Annotated in this window: 19 protein-coding genes; 7 read left to right on the forward strand and 12 right to left on the reverse strand. The window is 63.9% G+C overall.

Features of this window, described 5'->3' with window-relative positions; all coding sequences use genetic code 11:
• The first annotated feature begins 17 nt into the window (after positions 1 to 17).
• Genes G5V57_RS12430 through G5V57_RS12445 form a run of 4 tightly spaced genes read left to right on the forward strand, consistent with a single transcriptional unit; the run spans position 18 to position 3,169 of the window.
• Entirely contained in the window at positions 18 to 326 is a 309-nt protein-coding gene (locus tag G5V57_RS12430) for an EthD family reductase (protein WP_165167813.1), read from the forward strand.
• Positions 319 to 1,185, forward strand: a complete 867-nt coding sequence (locus tag G5V57_RS12435; RefSeq protein WP_246737603.1) for a MoxR family ATPase — start codon at positions 319 to 321, stop codon at positions 1,183 to 1,185. Before G5V57_RS12430 ends, G5V57_RS12435 begins: the two co-directional genes overlap by 8 nt.
• A complete protein-coding gene (locus tag G5V57_RS12440) occupies positions 1,182 to 2,285 on the forward strand; it encodes a VWA domain-containing protein (protein ID WP_165167815.1) in 1,104 nt (367 codons plus the stop codon). The genes G5V57_RS12435 and G5V57_RS12440 overlap by 4 nt, the downstream gene beginning before the upstream one ends.
• The gene (locus G5V57_RS12445; RefSeq protein ID WP_165167816.1) at positions 2,282 to 3,169 is read left to right on the forward strand and encodes an amidohydrolase; all 888 of its coding nucleotides are present in this window, start codon (positions 2,282 to 2,284) and stop codon (positions 3,167 to 3,169) included. The genes G5V57_RS12440 and G5V57_RS12445 overlap by 4 nt, the downstream gene beginning before the upstream one ends.
• Here G5V57_RS12445 and G5V57_RS12450 read toward each other — a convergent pair.
• The 11 genes from G5V57_RS12450 to G5V57_RS12500 all read right to left on the reverse strand — a co-directional run bounded on the left by G5V57_RS12450 (position 3,154) and on the right by G5V57_RS12500 (position 14,418).
• Positions 3,154 to 4,137 (reverse strand): 2-dehydropantoate 2-reductase, encoded by a 984-nt coding sequence (locus G5V57_RS12450; RefSeq protein ID WP_165167817.1) that lies wholly within the window; start codon positions 4,135 to 4,137, stop codon positions 3,154 to 3,156. The two genes, G5V57_RS12445 and G5V57_RS12450, sit on opposite strands and share 16 nt — an antisense overlap.
• Complete coding sequence (locus G5V57_RS12455; protein WP_165167818.1) at positions 4,137 to 5,654, reverse strand: acyl--CoA ligase; 1,518 nt, start codon at positions 5,652 to 5,654, stop codon at positions 4,137 to 4,139. Before G5V57_RS12455 ends, G5V57_RS12450 begins: the two co-directional genes overlap by 1 nt.
• Before the next feature lie 2 nt (positions 5,655 to 5,656).
• Positions 5,657 to 7,231 carry a gamma-glutamyltransferase family protein gene (locus G5V57_RS12460; RefSeq protein WP_206530256.1) on the reverse strand — a complete coding sequence of 525 codons (1,575 nt, stop codon included), beginning with the start codon at positions 7,229 to 7,231 and terminating at the stop codon, positions 5,657 to 5,659.
• 161 nt (positions 7,232 to 7,392) lie between these two features.
• Positions 7,393 to 8,091 carry a response regulator gene (locus tag G5V57_RS12465; RefSeq protein ID WP_165167819.1) on the reverse strand — a complete coding sequence of 233 codons (699 nt, stop codon included), beginning with the start codon at positions 8,089 to 8,091 and terminating at the stop codon, positions 7,393 to 7,395.
• A 209-nt stretch (positions 8,092 to 8,300) separates the two neighbouring features.
• Positions 8,301 to 9,290: an acetamidase/formamidase family protein gene (locus G5V57_RS12470; RefSeq protein WP_165167820.1), complete on the reverse strand. Its 990-nt coding sequence runs from the start codon at positions 9,288 to 9,290 to the stop codon at positions 8,301 to 8,303.
• 114 nt (positions 9,291 to 9,404) lie between these two features.
• Positions 9,405 to 10,169: an SDR family NAD(P)-dependent oxidoreductase gene (locus G5V57_RS12475; RefSeq protein WP_165167821.1), complete on the reverse strand. Its 765-nt coding sequence runs from the start codon at positions 10,167 to 10,169 to the stop codon at positions 9,405 to 9,407.
• Positions 10,170 to 10,171: 2 nt separating this feature from the next.
• The gene (locus G5V57_RS12480; protein ID WP_165167822.1) at positions 10,172 to 11,293 is read right to left on the reverse strand and encodes a mandelate racemase/muconate lactonizing enzyme family protein; all 1,122 of its coding nucleotides are present in this window, start codon (positions 11,291 to 11,293) and stop codon (positions 10,172 to 10,174) included.
• Between the two features lie 14 nt (positions 11,294 to 11,307).
• The gene (locus tag G5V57_RS12485; RefSeq protein WP_165167823.1) at positions 11,308 to 12,066 is read right to left on the reverse strand and encodes an amino acid ABC transporter ATP-binding protein; all 759 of its coding nucleotides are present in this window, start codon (positions 12,064 to 12,066) and stop codon (positions 11,308 to 11,310) included.
• Positions 12,063 to 12,722 carry an amino acid ABC transporter permease gene (locus G5V57_RS12490; protein WP_165167824.1) on the reverse strand — a complete coding sequence of 220 codons (660 nt, stop codon included), beginning with the start codon at positions 12,720 to 12,722 and terminating at the stop codon, positions 12,063 to 12,065. The genes G5V57_RS12485 and G5V57_RS12490 overlap by 4 nt, the downstream gene beginning before the upstream one ends.
• Complete coding sequence (locus G5V57_RS12495) at positions 12,719 to 13,384, reverse strand: amino acid ABC transporter permease (protein WP_165167825.1); 666 nt, start codon at positions 13,382 to 13,384, stop codon at positions 12,719 to 12,721. Before G5V57_RS12495 ends, G5V57_RS12490 begins: the two co-directional genes overlap by 4 nt.
• A 194-nt stretch (positions 13,385 to 13,578) precedes the next feature.
• Positions 13,579 to 14,418 carry an ABC transporter substrate-binding protein gene (locus G5V57_RS12500; RefSeq protein WP_165167826.1) on the reverse strand — a complete coding sequence of 280 codons (840 nt, stop codon included), beginning with the start codon at positions 14,416 to 14,418 and terminating at the stop codon, positions 13,579 to 13,581.
• A gap of 174 nt (positions 14,419 to 14,592) precedes the next feature.
• Here G5V57_RS12500 and G5V57_RS12505 point away from each other — a divergent pair, with 174 nt between their 5' ends.
• Positions 14,593 to 15,252: a GntR family transcriptional regulator gene (locus G5V57_RS12505; protein WP_165167827.1), complete on the forward strand. Its 660-nt coding sequence runs from the start codon at positions 14,593 to 14,595 to the stop codon at positions 15,250 to 15,252.
• Between the two features lie 613 nt (positions 15,253 to 15,865).
• Here G5V57_RS12505 and G5V57_RS12510 read toward each other — a convergent pair.
• Positions 15,866 to 16,969 carry a mandelate racemase/muconate lactonizing enzyme family protein gene (locus G5V57_RS12510; protein ID WP_165167828.1) on the reverse strand — a complete coding sequence of 368 codons (1,104 nt, stop codon included), beginning with the start codon at positions 16,967 to 16,969 and terminating at the stop codon, positions 15,866 to 15,868.
• Between G5V57_RS12510 and G5V57_RS12515 the strand changes: the two genes are divergently transcribed.
• Both G5V57_RS12515 and G5V57_RS12520 read left to right on the forward strand, forming a co-directional pair.
• Entirely contained in the window at positions 16,962 to 18,641 is a 1,680-nt protein-coding gene (locus tag G5V57_RS12515; protein WP_165167829.1) for a GMC family oxidoreductase, read from the forward strand. The genes G5V57_RS12510 and G5V57_RS12515 overlap by 8 nt on opposite strands.
• 150 nt (positions 18,642 to 18,791) lie before the next feature.
• Positions 18,792 to 19,730, forward strand: coding sequence for a dihydrodipicolinate synthase family protein (locus G5V57_RS12520; RefSeq protein ID WP_165167830.1), 939 nt, complete (start codon positions 18,792 to 18,794; stop codon positions 19,728 to 19,730).
• Positions 19,731 to 19,805 lie beyond the last annotated feature (75 nt).

Genomic DNA, 19,805 nt, shown 5'->3' on the forward strand with positions numbered 1-19,805 from the left:
TCGGAAAGGAAGTCACGATGCTGAAAGTCATGTCTCTGATGCGCCGCCGCGCCGATATGAGCCTCGCCGAGTTCCGGCAATGGGCACAGTCGGAGCATCCGCTCCTCGCCCAGAAGCTTCCCGGGCTGCGCGGCTATCGCATGAATGTCGCCAGGGAGGAGAACCCCGATAACCCTTACGACGCGGTGAGCGAGATGTGGTTCGACAATGCCGAGGCGCGTCTTGCCGCGATGGCGACCGATGCCGGCAAGGCCGCAGGTGGCGACGCCGCCTCGCATTGTGTCAGCCGCTTCCATCTCCTGGTCGAAGAGAAAGTCTTTGTCTGAACGCGACGTCGCATCGCCCGAGGATCTTGCGGCCAGGCTCGAGCGCCAGCTCTATCTCGCGGGCGAGGAGCTTGCCACCGCCGCCTTCCTGGCGCTCGGGCTCGGCAAGCCGCTCCTGCTCGAAGGTCTGCCGGGCGTCGGCAAGACCGAGGCGGCCAAGGCCCTGGCCGCTGGTCTCGGCCTCGAGCTCATCCGCCTGCAATGTTACGAGGGCATCGATGCCGGCCATGCGCTCTATGAGTGGAACTACGCCCGCCAGCTCTTGAGTCTCAGGCGCGACTCGGCCACCGATCTCTATGCGGACGAGTTTCTCATCGAGCGGCCCTTGCTGAAGGCACTCAAGGCGCCCGACCGCTCGCTGCTTCTGATCGATGAGATCGACCGCGCCGACCATGAATTCGAGGCGTTTCTGCTGGAATTCCTCTCCGATTTCCAGATCTCCATTCCGGAGCGCGGTACGCTGAAAGCGGCCTCGCCGCCGGTGGTGATCCTGACCTCCAACCGCACGCGCGAGCTGCATGAGGCGTTGCGGCGGCGATGTGTCTATAGCTGGATCGCCTATCCTGAGCCCGAGCGCGAGGCGCGCATCATCATGCTCAGGACACCGGAGCTCGCCGAGGCGACGGCACGCGCCGTCGTTGCTGCCGTGAACGGCCTGCGCAGGCTGCCGCTCGCCAAGGCGCCCGGCATTTCCGAGGCGGTCGAATGGGCCAAGGCGGCGCAGATGCTCGAAGCCGGCAGCGGCCGTTGGCCGGAGGCGTTCCGGCGCGCCATCGGTGTCGCGCTGAAGGATGAAGAAGACATGACGCTGGCGCGCGAGGGGCTGGATGAGCTTCTGAACAAGGCCTGCGCCTCATGAAACTGCCGCGCGCCGCTGCTCTTCTCGTCGATTTCACCCGGCTGCTGCGCCGGCATGACTTTCCCTTGTCGCATGAGCAGGTGGTGATGTTTCTGGGCGCCGTCCGCCTGCTGGGCCCGCATAGCATGGACAGCATTCGCCAGGCGGCGCTCGCGACCTTGGCGCCGCCGGTCGACCGATTGTCCGAATTCGACGCGTTGTTTCGGGCTTTCTTCTGCGAGGAGGGCGACGCCGTCCTTGCCGCCAGGAGCCTGCCGGAAGAGAAGGCACCTGTTCGCGACAAGGGGCTCGGGCAGGACAAGCCGCCGGAAGCGGGCGACACGAGCCGGTCGGGAAAGGCGGCGACCGCGAGAGAGATGCTGAATCTCCGGCGCTTCGATGAGCGCGCCGATGACCCCGCGATCGGCCGGCTGAACAAAGAGGCGGCACGCGCTCTGCCGCGCCGGCGCAGCTTCCGCAAAGTCGCGAGCAAGGACGGCGAAGGGCTCGATCTGCGCCGGTCCCTGCGCCGCATCGTCGAGCATGATGGCGACGTCATCGCCCTGATGCGCAGCCGCCGCAAGCCGACCTTGCGCCCGATCGTTCTCCTCATCGACATATCGGGCTCGATGAAGGCGCATACGGCGGACTATCTTCGCTACGCGCATGCCCTCACCGCTCTCGCCGGCAAGGTCGAAACCTTCACTTTCGGCACGCGCCTCACCCGGATCACCGGAGCGTTGCGCCGGCGCCGCAGAGATTTGGCGCTCGCAAATGCATCGGCGCTTGTCGGCGACTGGGATGGCGGCACAAGGATCGGCCCGGCCCTGCAGTCCTTCCTTGCCAATCCGCGTTATACCGCATTGTTGCGCGGCGCGGTGATGCTGGTTCTGTCGGATGGCCTCGAGCGCGGCGATCCGGCGCCGATGCGGGAAGCCGTGGCGCGTATCGCCAGGCGCGCCTGGCACCTCGCCTGGCTGACGCCCCTGGCCGCCGATCCGCGCTTCCGCCCCGAGACCGCGGCCCTGAAAGCCATACTCGATTACATCGACCGTCTCGGGAGTGGCGGCTCGATCGCCAGCCTCGTCGAGCACACCCTGAAGATAGGGGCGCGGCCATGACCGGCATCGTCGATGCGCATCATCACATTTGGCGTCAGTCCGATCTGCCCTGGCTCTCAGGCCCCATGCTGCCGCGCATATTCGGCCCTTACGAACCCATCCGCCGTGACTATCCCATTGGCGAATATCTCGCCGATATCGCGGCATCGGGCGTGACCCGCTCGGTCTATGTCCAGGCCAACTGGGCCAGGGATGATTTCGAGGAGGAAGTGCGCTGGGTGCAGCGGACGGCAGAGGAAACCGGCTGGCCGCACGCCATTGTCGGCTATGCCGATCTGATGGCGGCGGATGTCCGCCGGCAGCTCGACCGACTCGATGCCTATCCCTTGCTGCGCGGCATAAGAATGCAGCTGCACTGGCACGACAATCCGCAATACCGTTTCGCCGCGCGCCCCGATCTGATGCGCGAGCCGGTCTTCCGGCGCAACATGTCATATGTCGCCGAATATGGCCTGAGCTTCGATCTGCAGGTTTTCACCAGCCAGATGCAGGATGCGGCCGAGCTTGCCGCCGATTTTCCTGACATCACCTTCATTCTCCAGCATGCCGGCATGCTGGAGGATATTTCGCCGCAAGGCTGGGACGCCTGGCGGAACGGCATGGCGAAACTGGCGGTGCAGCCGAACGTCGTCTCGAAATTGTCCGGCCTCGGCACCTTCATTCACAAGGTCGACCGCAAAATCATTGCCGGCATCGCGCGCGAGACGGTGGCACTTTTCGGGCCGGGGCGTTGCTTGTTCGGCTCCAACTTCCCGATCGAGAAGCTCTGGGCAGGCTATGGCGAGCTGATCGCCGCTCACCGCGCCGCGCTAGCGAATCATGCGCCGGCCGATCAGGAGAAAATCCTGTCCGGCACGGCGAAGCGGGTTTATCGACTCGATTGAGCTGCTATCGCGGCGCGTTGGCGGATGAGCGCCAGGACCGTGTCGATCGTCGGCGTCGGCTTCTGCGTGAGGCGGCCCAGTTCCTGCACCGCGGTGACGAGCGCGTCGATCTCGAGCGGCCGGCCGAGTTCGAGGTCCTGCAGCATCGAGGTCTTGTGCGCGCCGACTGCCGCAGCACCGGCGATGCGCTTGTCGACATCGATGGCGAATTTGATGCCGAGCGCCTCGGCGATGGCCTGTGCCTCGACCATCATGGCGCGCGCGACGGCGCGCACCGCCTCATCGGCGCAGATCTGCTCGAGCGTCGCCCCGGTCAAGGCCGAGATCGGATTGAAGGAGAGATTGCCCCACAGCTTGACCCAGATCTCGCTGCGGATCTGCGGCCTGACCGGCGCGCGAATCCCGCACGCGACCAGGATCTCGGCCAGCCGCGACACGCGTTCCGTCTTCTCGCCCGACGGCTCGCCGAGCGGCAGGCGGTCGCCCTCGACATGGCGGATGATGCCGGGCGCCTCGATCTCGGCGGCGGGATGCACCACACAGCCGATGGCGCGCTCAGGCCCGATCATGTCCCAGATGCACCCGCCCGGATCGACCGCCTCGATGCGCTGGTTTTCGTAAGCGCCGCTCTGTTTGTAGAAATACCACCACGGCACGCCATTCTGCCCGGTGACGACAGCGGTGTCGGGCCCGATGAGCGGCTTCAAGCTGTCGAGAATGCCGGGAATGGAATGGGCCTTCAGCGCCAGAAAGACGTAATCCTGCGGACCCAGCTCCTTCGCGTCGCTGGTGGCAGCGACCTTGACCGTCGTCTCGGTCTCCGCCTCCCGCAGTATCAGGCCGTTCTTGCGCATCGCCTCGAGATGCGGCCCGCGCGCGATGAGGCTCACTTCCGCATCGCCTTTGAGCGCGAGTTTCGCGCCGACGAGCCCGCCGATGGCGCCCGCCCCGAAGATGCAGATCTTCATCAGCCGAGACCCAGCTTGGCGGCGAGGCCGATGCGCTGCAATTTGCCGGTGGCGCCTTTCGGGATTTCCTCGAGGAAGACGAGCTTGCGCGGCACCTTGAAATCGGCGAGGCGGCCGGACGCGAAGTCGCGGATCTCGCGCTCGCTCGCCTGATGGCCGTCGCGCAGCACGATCGCCGCCGCCACTTCTTCGCCGAGCTTGTCATGCGGCATGGCGAAGGTGACGACCTGCTGCACCGCCGGATGGTCCATGAGCACTTCATCGACCTCGCGCGGGGAAATCTTCTCGCCGCCGCGATTGATGATCTCCTTGAGGCGGCCGGTGATGCGGACATAACCTTCCGCATCCATCGTGCCCTGATCGCCGGTATGGAACCAGCCATGCGCGAAGGCTTCCTCATTGGCTTTGGGGTTGCTCTCATAGCCCGCCGTGACATTGGCGCCGCGGATGACGATCTCGCCTGTCTCGTCGGCATTGAGGAGGCGGCCGTCCGCGCCCATGATCGCCACGTCGGGGCCGGCGGCGATGCCGACACTGCCGGGCTTGCGCGCCAGAGGCGGCAGCGGGTTCGACGCCATCTGATGCGCGGCCTCGGTCATGCCATAGGCTTCGATCACCGGGCAGGTGAAGGTCGCTTCGAGCTCGGCCATCACTTGTGGCGGCAGCGATGAGGAAGAGGAGCGCACGAAGCGCAAGCTCGCGCGCTTGATGCTTTCTTCGTTGCGCGCCGCCCGGCCGAGGATCGCCTGATGCATGGTCGGTACAGCCGTGTACCAGCTGGGCTTCGCCTCATCGAGCCAGGCGAAGAATTTGAGCGCGTTGAAGCCCGGCGTGCAGGTGATCGAGGCGCCGGCCGACAGCGAGGAGAGCACCGCCGCGATGAGCCCGTGGATATGGAACAGCGGCATGATGTTGAGGCCGCTGTCCTGGGACTTCAGCGCCAGCGTGCGGGCGATGTTGTGCGCCGAGGCCGCGACATTCTTCTGGCTGAGCGGAACGATCTTGGGCCTGGAGGTCGTGCCGGAAGTGTGGAGCACCAGGGCCACGTCGTCTGCCTGCGCCGGGCCATCCTGCTTGGGAGCGCCGACCGCCTGGCCTTCGATGGTGAAATCGCCAGCCGCCGCACCGTCCTGTACCTTAAGGCGCAGGATCGGCAGCTTGAGCTTCGCCGCCGCTTCCTCGGCTGCCGGGTTGCCGGCCTCGTCGAGCAGGAGAGCGCGCGCATTGAGGTCGCCCAGATAGAATTCGAATTCTTCCGCGCGATAAGCGGGGTTGAGCGGCGCGGTGGTGGCGCCCGCACCTACGCTCACGAAGGCGCTCGCCATTTCGGGGCCGTTCGACAGCACGATGGCGACCCGGTCATTGCGCCCGATGCCGAGCGCATTGAGGCGCTCGATCGTCCTGTGTAACAGGCTGCGCAAGGCTCCATGCGTGAGGCCCGGTCGTCCCGGCGCGCCGAGGGCCCGATCCCCATTCGCGCCGGTTTTCAGAAGTTCGATCAGAGTAGTCGCAGTCATTTTTACAACCCCACAGCGCAGCCGTCGCGGCGTCCTTCCGAGGCGGCGATCCAGCCATCCTCGCCAAGTCTACAGATGATTTGCGCGGCGCCAAAGTCGAGATATGTGCCGCCGGTGGTCGTATGGCCAAATGCCGCGAGTGCGGAGCGGGTCGCTTCCGGCCAGGCCGCTTCCAGCGACAGCTGGCCGTCCTCGAAGCGCCAGCGTGGCGCATCGATCACCGCTTGCGGATTCTGATTCCTGGCCAGCATGCGGCAGGCCACTTGCACATGTCCCTGCGGTTGCATTGAGCCGCCCATGACACCCAAAGCGGCGACCGTCTTGCCGTTCTTCGTGGCGAAGCCCGGAATAATGGTGTTGAGCGGACGTTTGCCGGGTCCGACGATATTGGGATGGTCCTTGTCGAGGACGAAACAGCAGCCGCGATTATGGAGCGCAATGCCGGTGCCCGGCACGACGACGCCTGAGCCGAAGCCGCGATAGTTGGATTGGATAAAGGAGACGGCCATGCCGTTGTGGTCGGCGGCGGCGAGATAGACTGTGCCGTGGGTCGATTGCCGGGCAGGTGCGGGCGCGCTGACGCGGTCACGCGTGACACGTGCCGCATGGGCGTCGAGTCTTGCCGGATCGAGAAGATCGGCGGATGTCAGCCGCATGGCTGAAGGATCGCCGACATGGGCGCGCACTTCCGCCATGCCGATCTTGGTCGCCTCGATTTGCAGATGCACGAACTCGGGACTGTCGGCGTCGAGACCGTCGATGTCGAGACGATCCAATATGCCGAGCGCGATCAGCGCCGAGATGCCCTGGCCGTTGGGGGGCAATTCATGGATGTCGTAGCCGGCGAAACCGACGCTGATCGGCGCCACCCAGTCGGGCGCGTGATCGGCGAGATCGGAGAGGCTTAGAGCCCCGCCTTGCGCCTTTGCTGCTGCCGCGATTTTCTGGGCGAGACTGCCGCGATAGAACTCCTCGCCCTTGCTGCGGGCGATGAGCTCGAGTGTATCGGTCTGGCCCGGGCAGCGGAACACTTCACCGGCCGTGGGCGCCCGGCCATGCGGCAGGAAGCTTTCGGCGAAGCCCGGCTGATCGCGCAGGCGCTCGACCTGATTCTGCCAGATCTGCGCGATGACCGGCGACACCAGGAAGCCCTCTTTCGCATAGCGGATTGCCGGCTCGAACAGGGCTTCGAAGGGAAGGCGGCCGAAGCGCTCATGCAGTGCCGCCCATCCAGCGACCCCGCCCGGAACGGTGACCGAATCCCAGCCCGTCACCGGCATCTTGTCGTGCCCGTCGAAGCGCTTGCGGTGCCAGGCCTTGGGCGCGCGGCCCGAGGCATTGAGGCCATAGAGCGCCTTGCCATCATGCACGATGGCGAAGGCATCGCCGCCGATCCCGTTCATGGTCGGCTCGACGACAGTGAGCGCGATCGCGGTGGCGAGCGCCGCATCGACCGCCGTGCCACCCTTGGCAAGCATAGTGAGGCCGGCTTGCGCCGCGAGCGGCTGCGTCGTCGCCACGCAATTGCGCGCCAGCACCGGCATGCGTGAAGACGCGTAAGGGAAGTTCCAGTCCATGGGGCCTCCTCACATCAGAGGGTTGCGCTGAGTTGCGGGATGAAGGCGTCGAAAGTGCGCCCGAGCCTTTGATACATATCATCGATCTCCTCGCCGGTGATGATCAAGGGCGGCGACAGCGCGATCGTATCGCCCGCACGATCAGCCCATGCTTCTGGGCCTCAGGCCGGCTCTTCCGTGTTGAGGCGGTAGCCGATGCCGGGCTCGGTCTGGATATAGCGCGGATTCGCCTGATCGTCCTCGAGCTTGCCGCGCAATTGCCCGATCAGCACGCGCAGATACTGCATGTCTTCGGCATGCGCCGGCCCCCAGACGGAGGTGAGGATCTGGCGATGGGTGAGGACGCGGCCGGCATTACGCAACAGCAGGGCCAGGAGGTCGAATTCCTTGGGCGTAAGCTTGAGCGGCGTACCATCCTTGCTGGCGCGATGAGCGGTCACGTCGAGGCTGATCCGCCCGTGGCTCAGCACCGGCTGAGTACTGCCGGACCGGTTGTGATGACGCAGCGCCGTGCGGATGCGCGCCAAAAGCTCGCCGATGCCGAAGGGCTTGTTCACATAGTCGTCGGCGCCGAGATCGAAGGCCTCGATCTTCTCTCCCTCGCGGTCGCGCGCCGAGACGACGATAATCGGAACGGCTGAGAAGGCGCGGGTCTGGCGGATCACGTCCTTGCCGTCGAGGTCGGGCAGCCCCAGATCGAGAAGCACGAGGTCGGGCGCGTTGGTGGCGATCATGCGGATCGCTTCGCCGCCGGTCATGGCGGCCGAAACCGAGAAGCCGCCGGCGGTCAAACCGAGCTTGAGGAAACGCTGGATCTGGGGCTCATCGTCGACGACGAGGATGCGAATATCGCTGGTCATGGCGCCATGATAGCACGGCCGGTTGACGGTCCAAGATTCTCCAGGACGACTCCAAATCACCCTCATGCTGAGGTGGCCGCGAAGCGGCCCTCGAAGCATCCCTCAGGATAGAGTGAATGCATTGAAGGACACCCTTCGAGGCTCCCCCGGCTCAAGGACCGGGGTCGCACCTCAGGGTGAGGGTTAGGATTGCTCTCGTCTAGTCTGGACTACCCGATATAGCTCTTCAGGATGGATGCCCCGAGCGTATATTTGGGATCGACCATGTTGCCGAGCCGCACCTTGCCGGCCTGGGTCAGCAGGAAATAGGCTTCATACTGGTCGAAGCCATAATCATCGACCATCCAGTGAATGAGCTCGCGATAGGCGATGCGCGCCGCATCCTCCATCGGCCGCGTGCTGCCGATCGCCATGATGAACTTCTCGTTCTCGAGCCTGGGCCAGGCGATCTTCCAGTTCTTGATGAGATCGACCTGCACGGTCGTGGTCGAAGGGATTTCGACCGCGACGCCGCACAATTCGCCATCGCCCTGGGTGCCGTGACAGTCGCCCAGATAGAGATAGGCGTCCTTGTGATGCACCGGGAAATAGACCACGGCCCCGGGGCAGACATCGGGCAGGTCCATATTGCCGCCCCAGTAGTCGGGTTGCAACGACGATACGGCCTCGATCTCTGGACTGACGCCGAGCGTGCCGATGAAGGGCTCGTAGGGCAGCGTGATCTTGCTGTTGAATTTGATTCCCGCCTCCGTCACTTCCATCTTCTTCACCCGTTCCGGCAATGGCGGGTTGAGGAGGGCGGTGTTGTTGGTGGCGACAAGGCCACCGAATTCCGGGATCAGCGCCGTGGTGCCGACCGGCTGCGGACCGCGCGGCTTGATGCTATGGATATGAACGCAGAGCACGTCGCCTTTCTCCGCCCCCTTGACCGAAATCGGTCCGCATTGCGGATTGAGGAAGGGCATGTGCAGAAGCTCGCTCGGCTTGTCCTTTTCCGACTTGATCGCGCCTTCGAAAGCATCCTGGGTTTCGGCGACGACGATGTCGCCGGGTTCGATCGAAAGCACCGGCTTGGCATAGGGCCCGTAGACATAGTGGTATTTGCCCTGTTTCTCGACGGTCAGTTCATGCGTCTTGCCGGCTTTGCCGCGCGCGACGCCCTTGCGCGCCATGTAGCTCGTCTCAAGCCAGTTGCCCATCTTCACCTCCCTGTTCGTTCCGTCAATTCGGCGGATCCCGATTGCGGGACTGTGCATCGGGTAACGCTGCCTTGTCGAGCGTCGCAACGAAGCGGCCCACGCTTTTCTCGCGCGTCAGCGGCTGGAATAGCCGCCGTCGATTGCAATCGCCTGACCCGTCATGAAGGCCGACAGATCCGACGCCAGGTAGACTGCGAGCTCGCCCATCTCCTCGAGCTTGCCGGCGCGCGGGATGGGATGCATCAGGCGCTTGGCCTGGATTGCCGCTTCCGGATCGGCCTCGGCCTTCGCCACTTCGAGCGACAGCGGCGTCTCGACATAGCCGGGACACATCGCATTCACCCGTACGTTGTGGGGCGCGAAGTCGAGCGCCATCGACTTCACCATGCCAATCACGCCGGCCTTGGCGCCGCAATAAGCCACACGCTCGGCGCGCCCGATGAGCCCGAAGGTCGATGAGATGATGATGACCGAGGCTTTGCCGGCGGCGAGGAGATGGGAAGCGGCATAGCGCACGCTTAAGAAAGCCGGCATCAGCGTATGATCCATGATGCGCTGGAATTCCTCGGGCTCCGTATCGAAGATCGATGTGCGGCCGGCCGCGCCGGCGCTCATCACCAGCGTGTCGAGACCGCCGAGAAATTCGTAAGCCGCGGCGGTGACGCGTCGCACGTCCTCCTTGCGGCTGGCATCGCCCGGAGCGCTGCCGGCTTTGCCGAAATTAGAGAGCTGCGCGACGGCCTCGTCGAGCACGTTCTTGCGGCGGCCGGACAGGAAGACGCTGGCGCCTTCCTGTGCCAGAGCCTGCGCGATGGCGAAGCCGATGCCGGTTCCCCCGCCATAGACGAGCGCTTTCTTGCCTTCGAGACGGCGTTCCATGATCAGCGGACCTCGAATTGCAGGATAGCGGCCTTTTCCACCGCCTTCCAGTCGATGCCGATACCGAGGCCTTCTCCCTTCGGCGCGTGGACATAGCCTTGTTTGTCGGTGCGGATGACGTCATGCGAGCCATATTCGAAGGCGGGATAGGGCACTGGCTGCTCGAAATAGGTACAATTCCTGTAGGCCAGCATCACATGGAGATTGGCCGCCTGGGTGAGCGTATAGCCCCAGCACTGGATCTCGACATCCATGCCCATCGCCTCGGCGAGCCCCATGATCTTGCGCAGCGGCGTGATGCCGCCGCAGATCGTGGCATCGACGCGCAAGGCACTCCACGCGCCGAGCTTCGCGGCCTGGGTCAGCATCTGCAGATCGGTCCAGGTATTGCCCGCAGCGATCACCGGCACCGTGCTCTGCCGCCTGATCTCGCGATAACCTTCGATATCGGTGTCGACGAGCGGCGCCTCGAACCAGCGGAAATCGAGCTCACTTAGATGGCGGGCGGCGCGCAGCGCCCCGTTGAGATCATAGCGCTGCTCGACATCGAGCATCAGGGCCAGGTCCTTGCCCTCGAAATGGGTCTTGACCGCCTCGCACATCGGCAGGTCGCGTTCGGGCACGCACCAGCAATGGAATTTCACCGCCTTGAAGCCCTCCGCATGGCGTTCCCCGACATAGTCGATATAGGCCTGGTCGTCGGCGAGCAGCGGCGTCGAGGCATAGGACAGGATCTTGTCGCGCGCCCCGCCGAGGAACTGATGCAGCGGCAATCGCGCGTGGCGCGCCGCCATGTCCCACAGGGCGATGTCGATGAGCGAATGCGCCTGCGGCACCATCGGCGTGCCGAGATTGCGCATCTGATGCCACAAGATCTCGCGCTCGCCGAAATGGCGGCCGATGACGTCGGGCAGCACATGGCGCAAGGTCTCGCCGACGGCGCGGTCGAAGCAATGCGGCGTAATCATCGCAGCGCCCGCAAAACCCTGAAGCCCGCTCGCCGCCGTTAGGTGCAGGATGATATTGGCCATATACTGGCCGGTCATGCCTTCCGCCCATGTATAGCGCTCCACATCGGGACCGACGACGAAGACTTCGGCTCTCTCGATTTTGTGTTCTTTCATGACGCTCTCTTCCGTTATCTGCTGCTTTCGCCGTGCCAGCCGAGATGGCTGAGGAAATCACGCGTGCGCGGGACGCGCGGCTGGGTGAAGATCTCATTCGGCGTGCCTTCCTCGATCACGCGTCCCTTGTCGAAGACGGCGACACGGTGGGCGACGCGGCGGGCGAAATCCATCTCATGGGTGACGACCAGCATGGTCATGCCTTCATCGGCGAGCGTCTTCATCACGCTCAGGACCTCGCCGATCGTCTCGGGGTCGAGCGCCGAAGTCGGTTCGTCGAACAGCATCAGCGCCGGCTCCATGGCAAGCGCGCGGGCAATGGCGACGCGCTGCTGCTGTCCGCCTGAGAGGGCGGAAGGATAGGATGTTTCCTTGTCGGCGAGGCCGACCTTGGCGAGAAGCCTGCGCGCCCGCGCTTGCGCCTCCGCCATGGCGAGCTTCAGCACCGTGGTCGGGCCGATGGTGATGTTGCGCAGGACGGTGAGATGTGGAAACAGCTCGAAATTCTGGAACACCATGCCCATGCGCTGGCGCACCAGCTTCACCGAGCTTTCCGTGCTCCGGACCTCATGGCCGTCGAAGGTGATGCGGCCTTCATCGATGGGATCGAGCGCATTGGCGCAGCGTAAGAGCGTCGATTTGCCGGAACCGGAAGGCCCGATGAGGCAGACGACCTCGCCGCGATGGAGCGTCAGGCTGACGCCGGCGAGGGCGGTCAGCGCGCCATAGCGCTTGACGACATTCTCGAAGAGGAGGATCGGAGCGGCAGTCATTCGGCGACCTTGAAACGGTGGTGGATCCAATCGACGAGCTTCGCTTGCGGATAACCCATCAGCCAGTAGAGGGCGGCCATGGCGGTAAGCACTTCGAGGATGCGATAGGTCTCGGCCCGGATCTGCAGTGCCACATAGGAAAGCTCCGACACCGCGATGATCGAGACGAGTGAGGTATCCTTGAACAGGGACACCCAGGTCGAGGCGAGCGCCGGGAGCACGCGCATCAGGGCCTGTGGCGCCACGATGCGGAAGAACACGTCGAGCCGGCTCATGCCCAGCGCCAGGCCGGCATTCCACTGGCCTTGCCTGATCGAGACGATGCCGGAGCGGAACGTCTCGGAGTTGAAGGCGGAGATATTGCAGACGAGGCCGACGATGGCGGTGGCGATCTGCGAGAGCTGGATGTCGAAATAGGCCGGCAGCACATAATAAACCCAGTAGATCTGCAATATGAGCGGTGTCGCGCGGAAGAATTCGACGAAGGCGGTGGCGGCCATCGCGAGGGGCTTGATCCCGGAGAGCCTGAGCAGCGCCAGCGCTAACCCGCCCGGAATGGCGAGCAGCATGGTGACGCAGGCGAGCCAGATCGTCATCCAGGCGCCATCGAGCAGTCGCGGCAGGCTCGACCAGACGATGTTCCAGTCGAAGTTCATGACGACCCCAGATGCGCCAGGCGCCGATAGAGCCGGTCGACGCCGCGCGCCACCGGATAGCAGAGGACGAAATAAGCGAGCATGGCGGCGGTGTAGAGCTCGAAGGGACGGAAGGTCTTGCCGGCGACGATCTGCGTCTGGCGCAGCAATTCAGGTACCGCGATGACGGAGGCGATGGCGCTGTCCTTGATGGCGATGACGAAGAGCGAGCCGAGCGCCGGCAGCATGCGGATGACCGCCTGCGGCAGGATGATGGTCTTGATCGCCTGGAAGCGGCTCATGCCGAGGGCGAGTGCGGCCTGCATCTGGTTGCGGCGTACCGAGGTGAGGCCGGCGCGGATCGTCTCCGACACATAGGCACCGAGATGCAGGCCGAGGCCCGCAATACCGGCGGTCACCGCATTGATCGACGAACCGATGAGCAGCGGGAAGGCGAAGAACGTCCATACGAGAATGACGAGCAGCGGGATGGCGCGCATGCTGTCGACATAGAAGCCGAGCACGATATTCGCAGCCCGTCCGCCATAGGTCCGAAGCGCGCCGACGATCACGCCGATGACGAAGCCGAGCGCCGTCGACATCACGCTGATGAAGATCGTCATGCCGAGCGCCTTGGCGAGGAACGGCCAGCTCGCGATGATGGGTGTGAGATTGATGTCCATGGGCAGCTATCCTCGCCCAATCCTCTCCCATTTTCCCCTCTCCCGCTTGCGGGAGAGGGTGCCCGACAGGGCGGGTGAGGGTGTTGGTTCGATTATCTCAATCTTTGTTAGGCTATCGAACACCCCCATCCGGCGCTTCGCGCCACCTTCTCCCGCAAGCGGGAGAAGGGGAAACGATGCGGGACGACGAGTGCTTACCCGCCGCTCTTCAAGAGCTTGAGCTCTTCCGCCGTGACCTGGTCCTTGATCTCGTCATAGACGGCCTGCAGCCAGGCGAGGAAAGCCGGATCCTTCTTGTCGACGGCGAGGCCGACATCGGTCGCCATTTCCGTGCTCTTCAGGCAGTCATCGCCCGACGGGAAGGAGACGAGGCCCGGCACCTGGCGTGCCAGCGCCGGCCAGGCGACATTGTCGATCGTCGCGAAGTCGGCGCGCTTGGCCAGGATCTCTTCGACCGGCGCATTGGCGCCCGAGCCCGCCACACCTTTGAGCGTCGCCTTGGGGAAGCGCGTCGGTGCCCAGGTCTCCGGCGGCGTGCCGGTGAAATAGACCATGGTCAGGTCTTCGCGGTTGAGGTCGTCGACCGTCTTCACATCCTTGAGCTTGGGATTATCAGCGAGGCCGAACATGCACAGGCTCGAACGCGAATAGACGACGAAGTTCACCACTTCCTGGCGCTTCGGTGTGACCGCCAGCGGCGCGATGGAGATGTCGGCTTCACCGGTCGCCAGGATCGGCACCTTCGTCTCATGGCTGACCGGCACCACTTCCAGCTTCACGCCGAGCCGCTTCGCATATTCCTCGGCGAGCAGCCAGGCGGGGCCGGAGAATTGCGGGCCCGAGCCCGTAGTGTTTTCAGGCAGCCACGGGAATTCGCCGATCGCGGCGACTTTCAAAGTGCCGCGCTCCTTGATCGCATCGATCTTGGGACTGGTCCCGGCCGCCGGAACATCGGCGCCCGCATATGCACTACCTGCGAAACCCAGAAGCAGCGCCATGGCGAGCGCCGCCGGACGGAAAAGGTTCAGCTTCATTGTTCACTCCCTGAATGAGGCCGGCATTCTTGGCCGGACCGTCTGTGGCCGGGATGGCGCCGGCCCTTCATCCCGCGCTGATCGCTTGCACGTGATGGTCTATTTGTATACAATTAGTTTGAATGCGCAATAGGGAATTGTAGAATCGCCCAAGACCTATGAAGAACAACACAAATGACCATGGCTGATGCCCCGATCCTGCCCTTTGCGCGCTCGCCGAGCCTGGCCGAGCAGGCCGCCGAAGCGATCGTCGGCGGCATCGCTGCCGGTATCTTCAAGCCGGGTGAAAGGCTGGTGGAAGCCAATCTCGCCGCCACCTTGCAGATGAGCCGCGTGCCGCTGCGCGAGGCGCTCAAGATCCTCGAGGCGCAGGGCATCGTGGCCAGCACGCCGCATCGCGGCACCTTCATCCCCGCCTTCGACGACAAGCGCATCGATCAGATCTGCGAGGCGCGCATCGCGCTCGAGAAGCTCGCGCTGCGCGATGCGGTCGCCAAGCGCACGGAGCTGCCGCAACTGCTCAAGCGGCTCGACGCCATCATCACGACGATGGAGCAGGCTGCCGGCCGTCTCGACTGGATGGGCGTCAGCAAGGCCGATCTGAGTTTCCACCGCGCCATTTGCGATGCCTCGGACAACGCCATCGTGCGCACGCTGTGGGAATCGCTCGCCCGCCATGTGCTGATCGTCTTCGGCCAGGAAATCCGCGACGAGAAGGACGCGGTCATCATGGGTCCGCATCACCGCCGCCTGCGCGATCTGATCGCCGCCGCCGATGTCGAGGCGCTGCTTCGCGAGATTCCGGGTCACATCTTGCGGCTGCGGGGAAGATAGCGTTTCCTTCTCCGTCACCCCGACGAAAGTCGGGGTCTACTAAATGGGCGCAATCTCGGCAGAGCCGCAGGCACGGAGAGAATTTAGTGGATCCCGGCTTTCGCCGCCAACCCATGCATACATCTCGTGAGGGATGCGCCGTTACCCTCGCCCCGCTTTAGCGGGGAGAGGGAGGGGCCCATTGCGTAGCAATGGGAGGGTGAGGGGCTTTTGCGAGATCGAGTTCGACCTCAGACAACTGAACGCTCTCGCAACAAGTACGCCCTCACTGCGTCGGTGGCCGTGCCCCTCACCCTTCCCTCTCCCCGCTGCGCTTCGCTTGCAGGGCGAGGGTAAAGCGGCAGGCCGGGCATCAGATGTGTGAATCCGATGGCGGCTTTCGCCGAGATGACGACAAAGCGGAGAGATATCGCGCAAACGGTCGGCATTATTGCCGCTGGACTTGCGAAATGGCGAAAATCCTCGTCCCGCTGGCTTGCACTTTTTGGGCTCAGCCGTTGGAAATTGCAAAGATTGCGGGGCATGCGAGAAGTCCCTGTTCCGCGATAATCGCGAAAGTCCCTGCAAATCCCCTGTAAATTCCTCTGTTTTATACAACGGAAGTGCAAGGGCCTTAAGAGATCTCGCTCACCTTGTATTCGGCACGCTCGAGCCAGGTGGGATTGATCTCGACGCCCCAGCCGGGCCGGTCGGAGATTTCGACATGGCCGTCCACGACCTTGTAGGGATCCTCGACGAAGAGTCCATCCTGCCAGGGATAATAATCGAGGCCTTCGATCGAGAGCTCGAGATATTTGCCGGGATTGTCGATCGCGGCGAGGAGATGCATCGTGCACAAGGTGACGAGCGAGAGATTGGCGCTGTGCGGCGTGCAGGGCAGTCCCGCTTGTGAGCCCATTCGCGCCACATGCAGCGTGCGGGTCATGCCGCCCAGATACATGACGTCGGGCTGGATGATGTCGACCGCGCCCATGTCGATCATCTGTTGCCAGGCGGTGAATTCGCAATCCTGCTCGCCGCCGGTGACATCGAGGCTCAGTGCCTCGCGCACCTCTTTGGTCTGGGCGAATTCCCAATAGGGGCAGGGCTCCTCGAAATGGCCGATGCCCTCGTCTTCGAGAAGCCTGCCGATCTCGATGGCGCGCCGGGGCGAGAAGCCCGAATTGCCGTCGACCAGCTTGTCGATGCCGTCGCCCAAGGCGCGCGCCACCACAGGCACGATCGCCTCGGTGCGGCCCGGCCATTCATCGACATCGCGCCCGCATTCCGCACCGACGCGCCATTTGAAGGCGGTGAAGCCCTTTTCGTCGCGCAGCTTGAGGAAGCGCCGCGCCTCGTTCTCGGGGCTGATGTCACGCTTCATCGAGGAGGCATATGCACGGATCTTTCCAGGCTTGCCGCCCAGAAGCGAGACGACCGGCTTTCCTTCAAGCTTGCCGCGCAGGTCGAAGAGCGCCGTGTCGAGCCCGGTCGTGGCGCGCCTCAAATATGATCCCGGGAATTTGTGCTCGCGCTGGTTGATGCGCTCGAGTGTCGGCGCGAAATCGATCGCGTCGGTGCCGAGCGCATGGCGCGCCACCTGGCGGTGGAAGATCTCGGCTGTGATATCGGCATTGTAGGTGGAGAGCTGTCCCCAGCCCTGATCGCCCGTGTCCGTTGTCACGCGGACGAAGCCGACAAACTCATTGGTGAAAGTCTCGAGGTTCCGGATGATCATTCTGGCGCTCTTCCTTGTTGCGATATCCTGGCATAGGCTCCTGTCATCCGGAACGTTTTTTCATCTCATCATGTGGGACTACATCATCATAGGCGCGGGCTCGGCGGGCTCGGCGGTGGCGGGGCGGCTTAGCGAGAGCGGCCGCCATCGCGTGCTGCTGCTCGAGGCCGGCCCCTCCGACCGCAATGTCTGGATCAGGATGCCCATCGGTTATGGCCGCACCTTCTACGACAGACGTGTCAACTGGATGTATCAGACCGAGCCGGTGCCCGGCTTCAACAACCGCGTCAGCTATTGGCCGCGTGGCAAGGTGCTGGGCGGCTCGAGCTCGATCAACGCCATGGTCTATTCGCGCGGCCAGGAGTCGGACTTCGCCGAATGGGAGGCGATGGGCAATCGGGGCTGGGGCTGGACGGATGTGCTCGCCGCCTATCGCCGTCTCGAGGACCATGATCTGGGCGAAGGCCCATGGCATGGCGCCGGCGGGCCTCTGCATGTGACGACCATCGACCGGGAAGCCCATCCCTTGAGCCGCATCTTCATCGCCGCCGCGCAGGAAGTTGGCGTTCCCTACAGCCCGGATCTCAATGGCGCCACGATCGAGGGCGCCGGCCTCTATCAGATAACCACACGCAAAGGTTTACGCGAATCTTCCGCTTCCGCCTATTTGCGCAAGCGACCCAATCTCGACATCGTCACCCATGCTCACACGACGAAGATCCTCTTCGACGGCCGCAAGGCGGTGGGCGTCGCCTACCGGCATGGCGATGAGATGCGGGAAGCGCGCGCCAATAGGGAGATCATCCTGAGCGCCGGTTCGATCGGCTCAGCGCAGCTTCTGCAACTGTCGGGCATCGGCCCGGCCTCAGTTCTGAAATCCCAAGGCATCGGGGTGCTGCTCGACAACGCCGCGGTCGGGCGCCATCTCCAGGACCATCTCTGCTACGACTTCACCTATCGCACTTCCGAACCGAGCCTGAACACGGTGCTCTATCCCTGGCATGGCAAGCTCAAAGCCGGCCTGCAATATATTATGACGCGGAAAGGACCACTCTCCTTGAGCCTCAATCAGGCGGGCGGCTATTACCGCTCGAAGCCGGAGCTGAATGCGCCCGATATGCAGCTTTACTTCTCGCCGCTCACCTATGAGAAGGCGCCGCCGAAGACCCGGCCCTTGATGAGCCCGGACCCGTTTCCGGGCTTCTACACCAGCATCTCCCCCTGCAAGCCGAAAAGCTCAGGGTCTCTGGAGATCCGGTCGCCCGATGCGCGCGTGGCACCGGCCATATATCCGAATTATCTGTCCGATCCTGATGACCTCGCCGTCATGGTCGAGGCCGCGCGCTTCCTCCGCAAGCTTGGCGAGGCGCCGAGCCTCGCCGCGGTGATCGAGGCCGAGCTCAAGCCCGGGCCGCAGGTGGTGAGCGACGAAGCTCTGGCGGAGGACATCCGCAATCGCGCATATTCCGTCTTCCACCCGGTCGGCACCTGCCGCATGGGTCCCGATCCGGCGCGCGCCGTCGTCGATCCGAGCCTGCGCGTCCATGGCGTGGGCGGGCTTCGTGTCATCGATGCCTCAATCTTCCCGACCATCACCTCCGGCAACACCAATGCGCCCGCGATTATGGTCGGCGAGAAGGGCGCTGGACTCGTCCTGCGGGAGACCAATTGACAGGTGTGACGGCGACTTTGCTCTGATCGTCAAAAATCGGGTCTCAATCCGGCCTTTTAACTCCAAAGAATAGATTGTATAAAATATTCAATAGACAGTGAGCTCTGTTTATGTCACTAAGGCATATCGCGTGTCCCCATGAGATTTGCCATGACGTCGAGCCGCTGTTCCTGGACCGGGGTATTTCCGGCCGTCACCACTCAATTCAAGGACGACGGGCAGTTCACCCTCGATCTCGACGCCACCGCCGGCGTCATCGAAGGCCTGATCCGCGACGGCGTCTCCGGCCTCATCATCTGTGGCACCGTAGGTGAGGGCTGCTCGCTCACCCCGCAGGAAAAGCGCTCCGTTTATGAGATGGCGAAATCGGTGGCCGCCAGGCGTGTGCCGGTGATCGGCGGTGTCGCCGAATATACGACACCCTTCGCCATCGAGACGGCGCGTGCCGCGGAGAAGATCGGGCTCGACGGCGTGATGGTCATGCCGGCGCTCGTCTATTCCGCCAAGCCTTTCGAGACGGTGGCGCATTACCGCGCTGTCGGGCGCGCGGTAAACCTGCCGATCATGGTCTACAACAACCCGCCCATCTACAGGATCGATGTGACGCCCCGGATGCTCGCCGATCTCGCCGATGTCGACACCATCGTCTGCTTCAAGGAATCATCCGGCGACACGCGCCGCTTCATCGATCTGCAGGCGCTCACCGGCGACCGCTTCACCTTGTTCGCCGGCCTCGACGATGTGGTGCTCGAAAGCATCGCGGTCGGCGCCGAGGGCTGGGTGTCTGGTCTCTCCAATGTCTTTCCACGCGAGGGCGAGACCTTGTTTCGCCTCGCGATGCAGGGACGCTTCGCCGAGGCGATGGCGATCTATCGCTGGTTCATGCAGCTGCTTCATCTCGATGCCCGTCCCGACCTCGTCCAGTGCATCAAGCTCTGCGAGAAGATCGCCGGACGCGGCTCGGCGCTTACGCGTCCGCCGCGCCTGGCCCTCACAACCGTGGAAGAAGCCGAGATCCGCGCGATGATGGAGACGGCGCTTGCCACCCGCCCGGCTCTGCCGGAAGTCGGTCTCGCGCGCGCCGCGTGATCATCTCGGTTTTCCCGCGCGCCGCGCCGCCTCGGATTCACCGCCGCCAGGGATCCGGCTTGACAGGTCGATCAT

The sequence above is a fragment of the Nordella sp. HKS 07 genome, from assembly GCF_011046735.1.
GTDB lineage: Bacteria > Pseudomonadota > Alphaproteobacteria > Rhizobiales > Aestuariivirgaceae > Taklimakanibacter.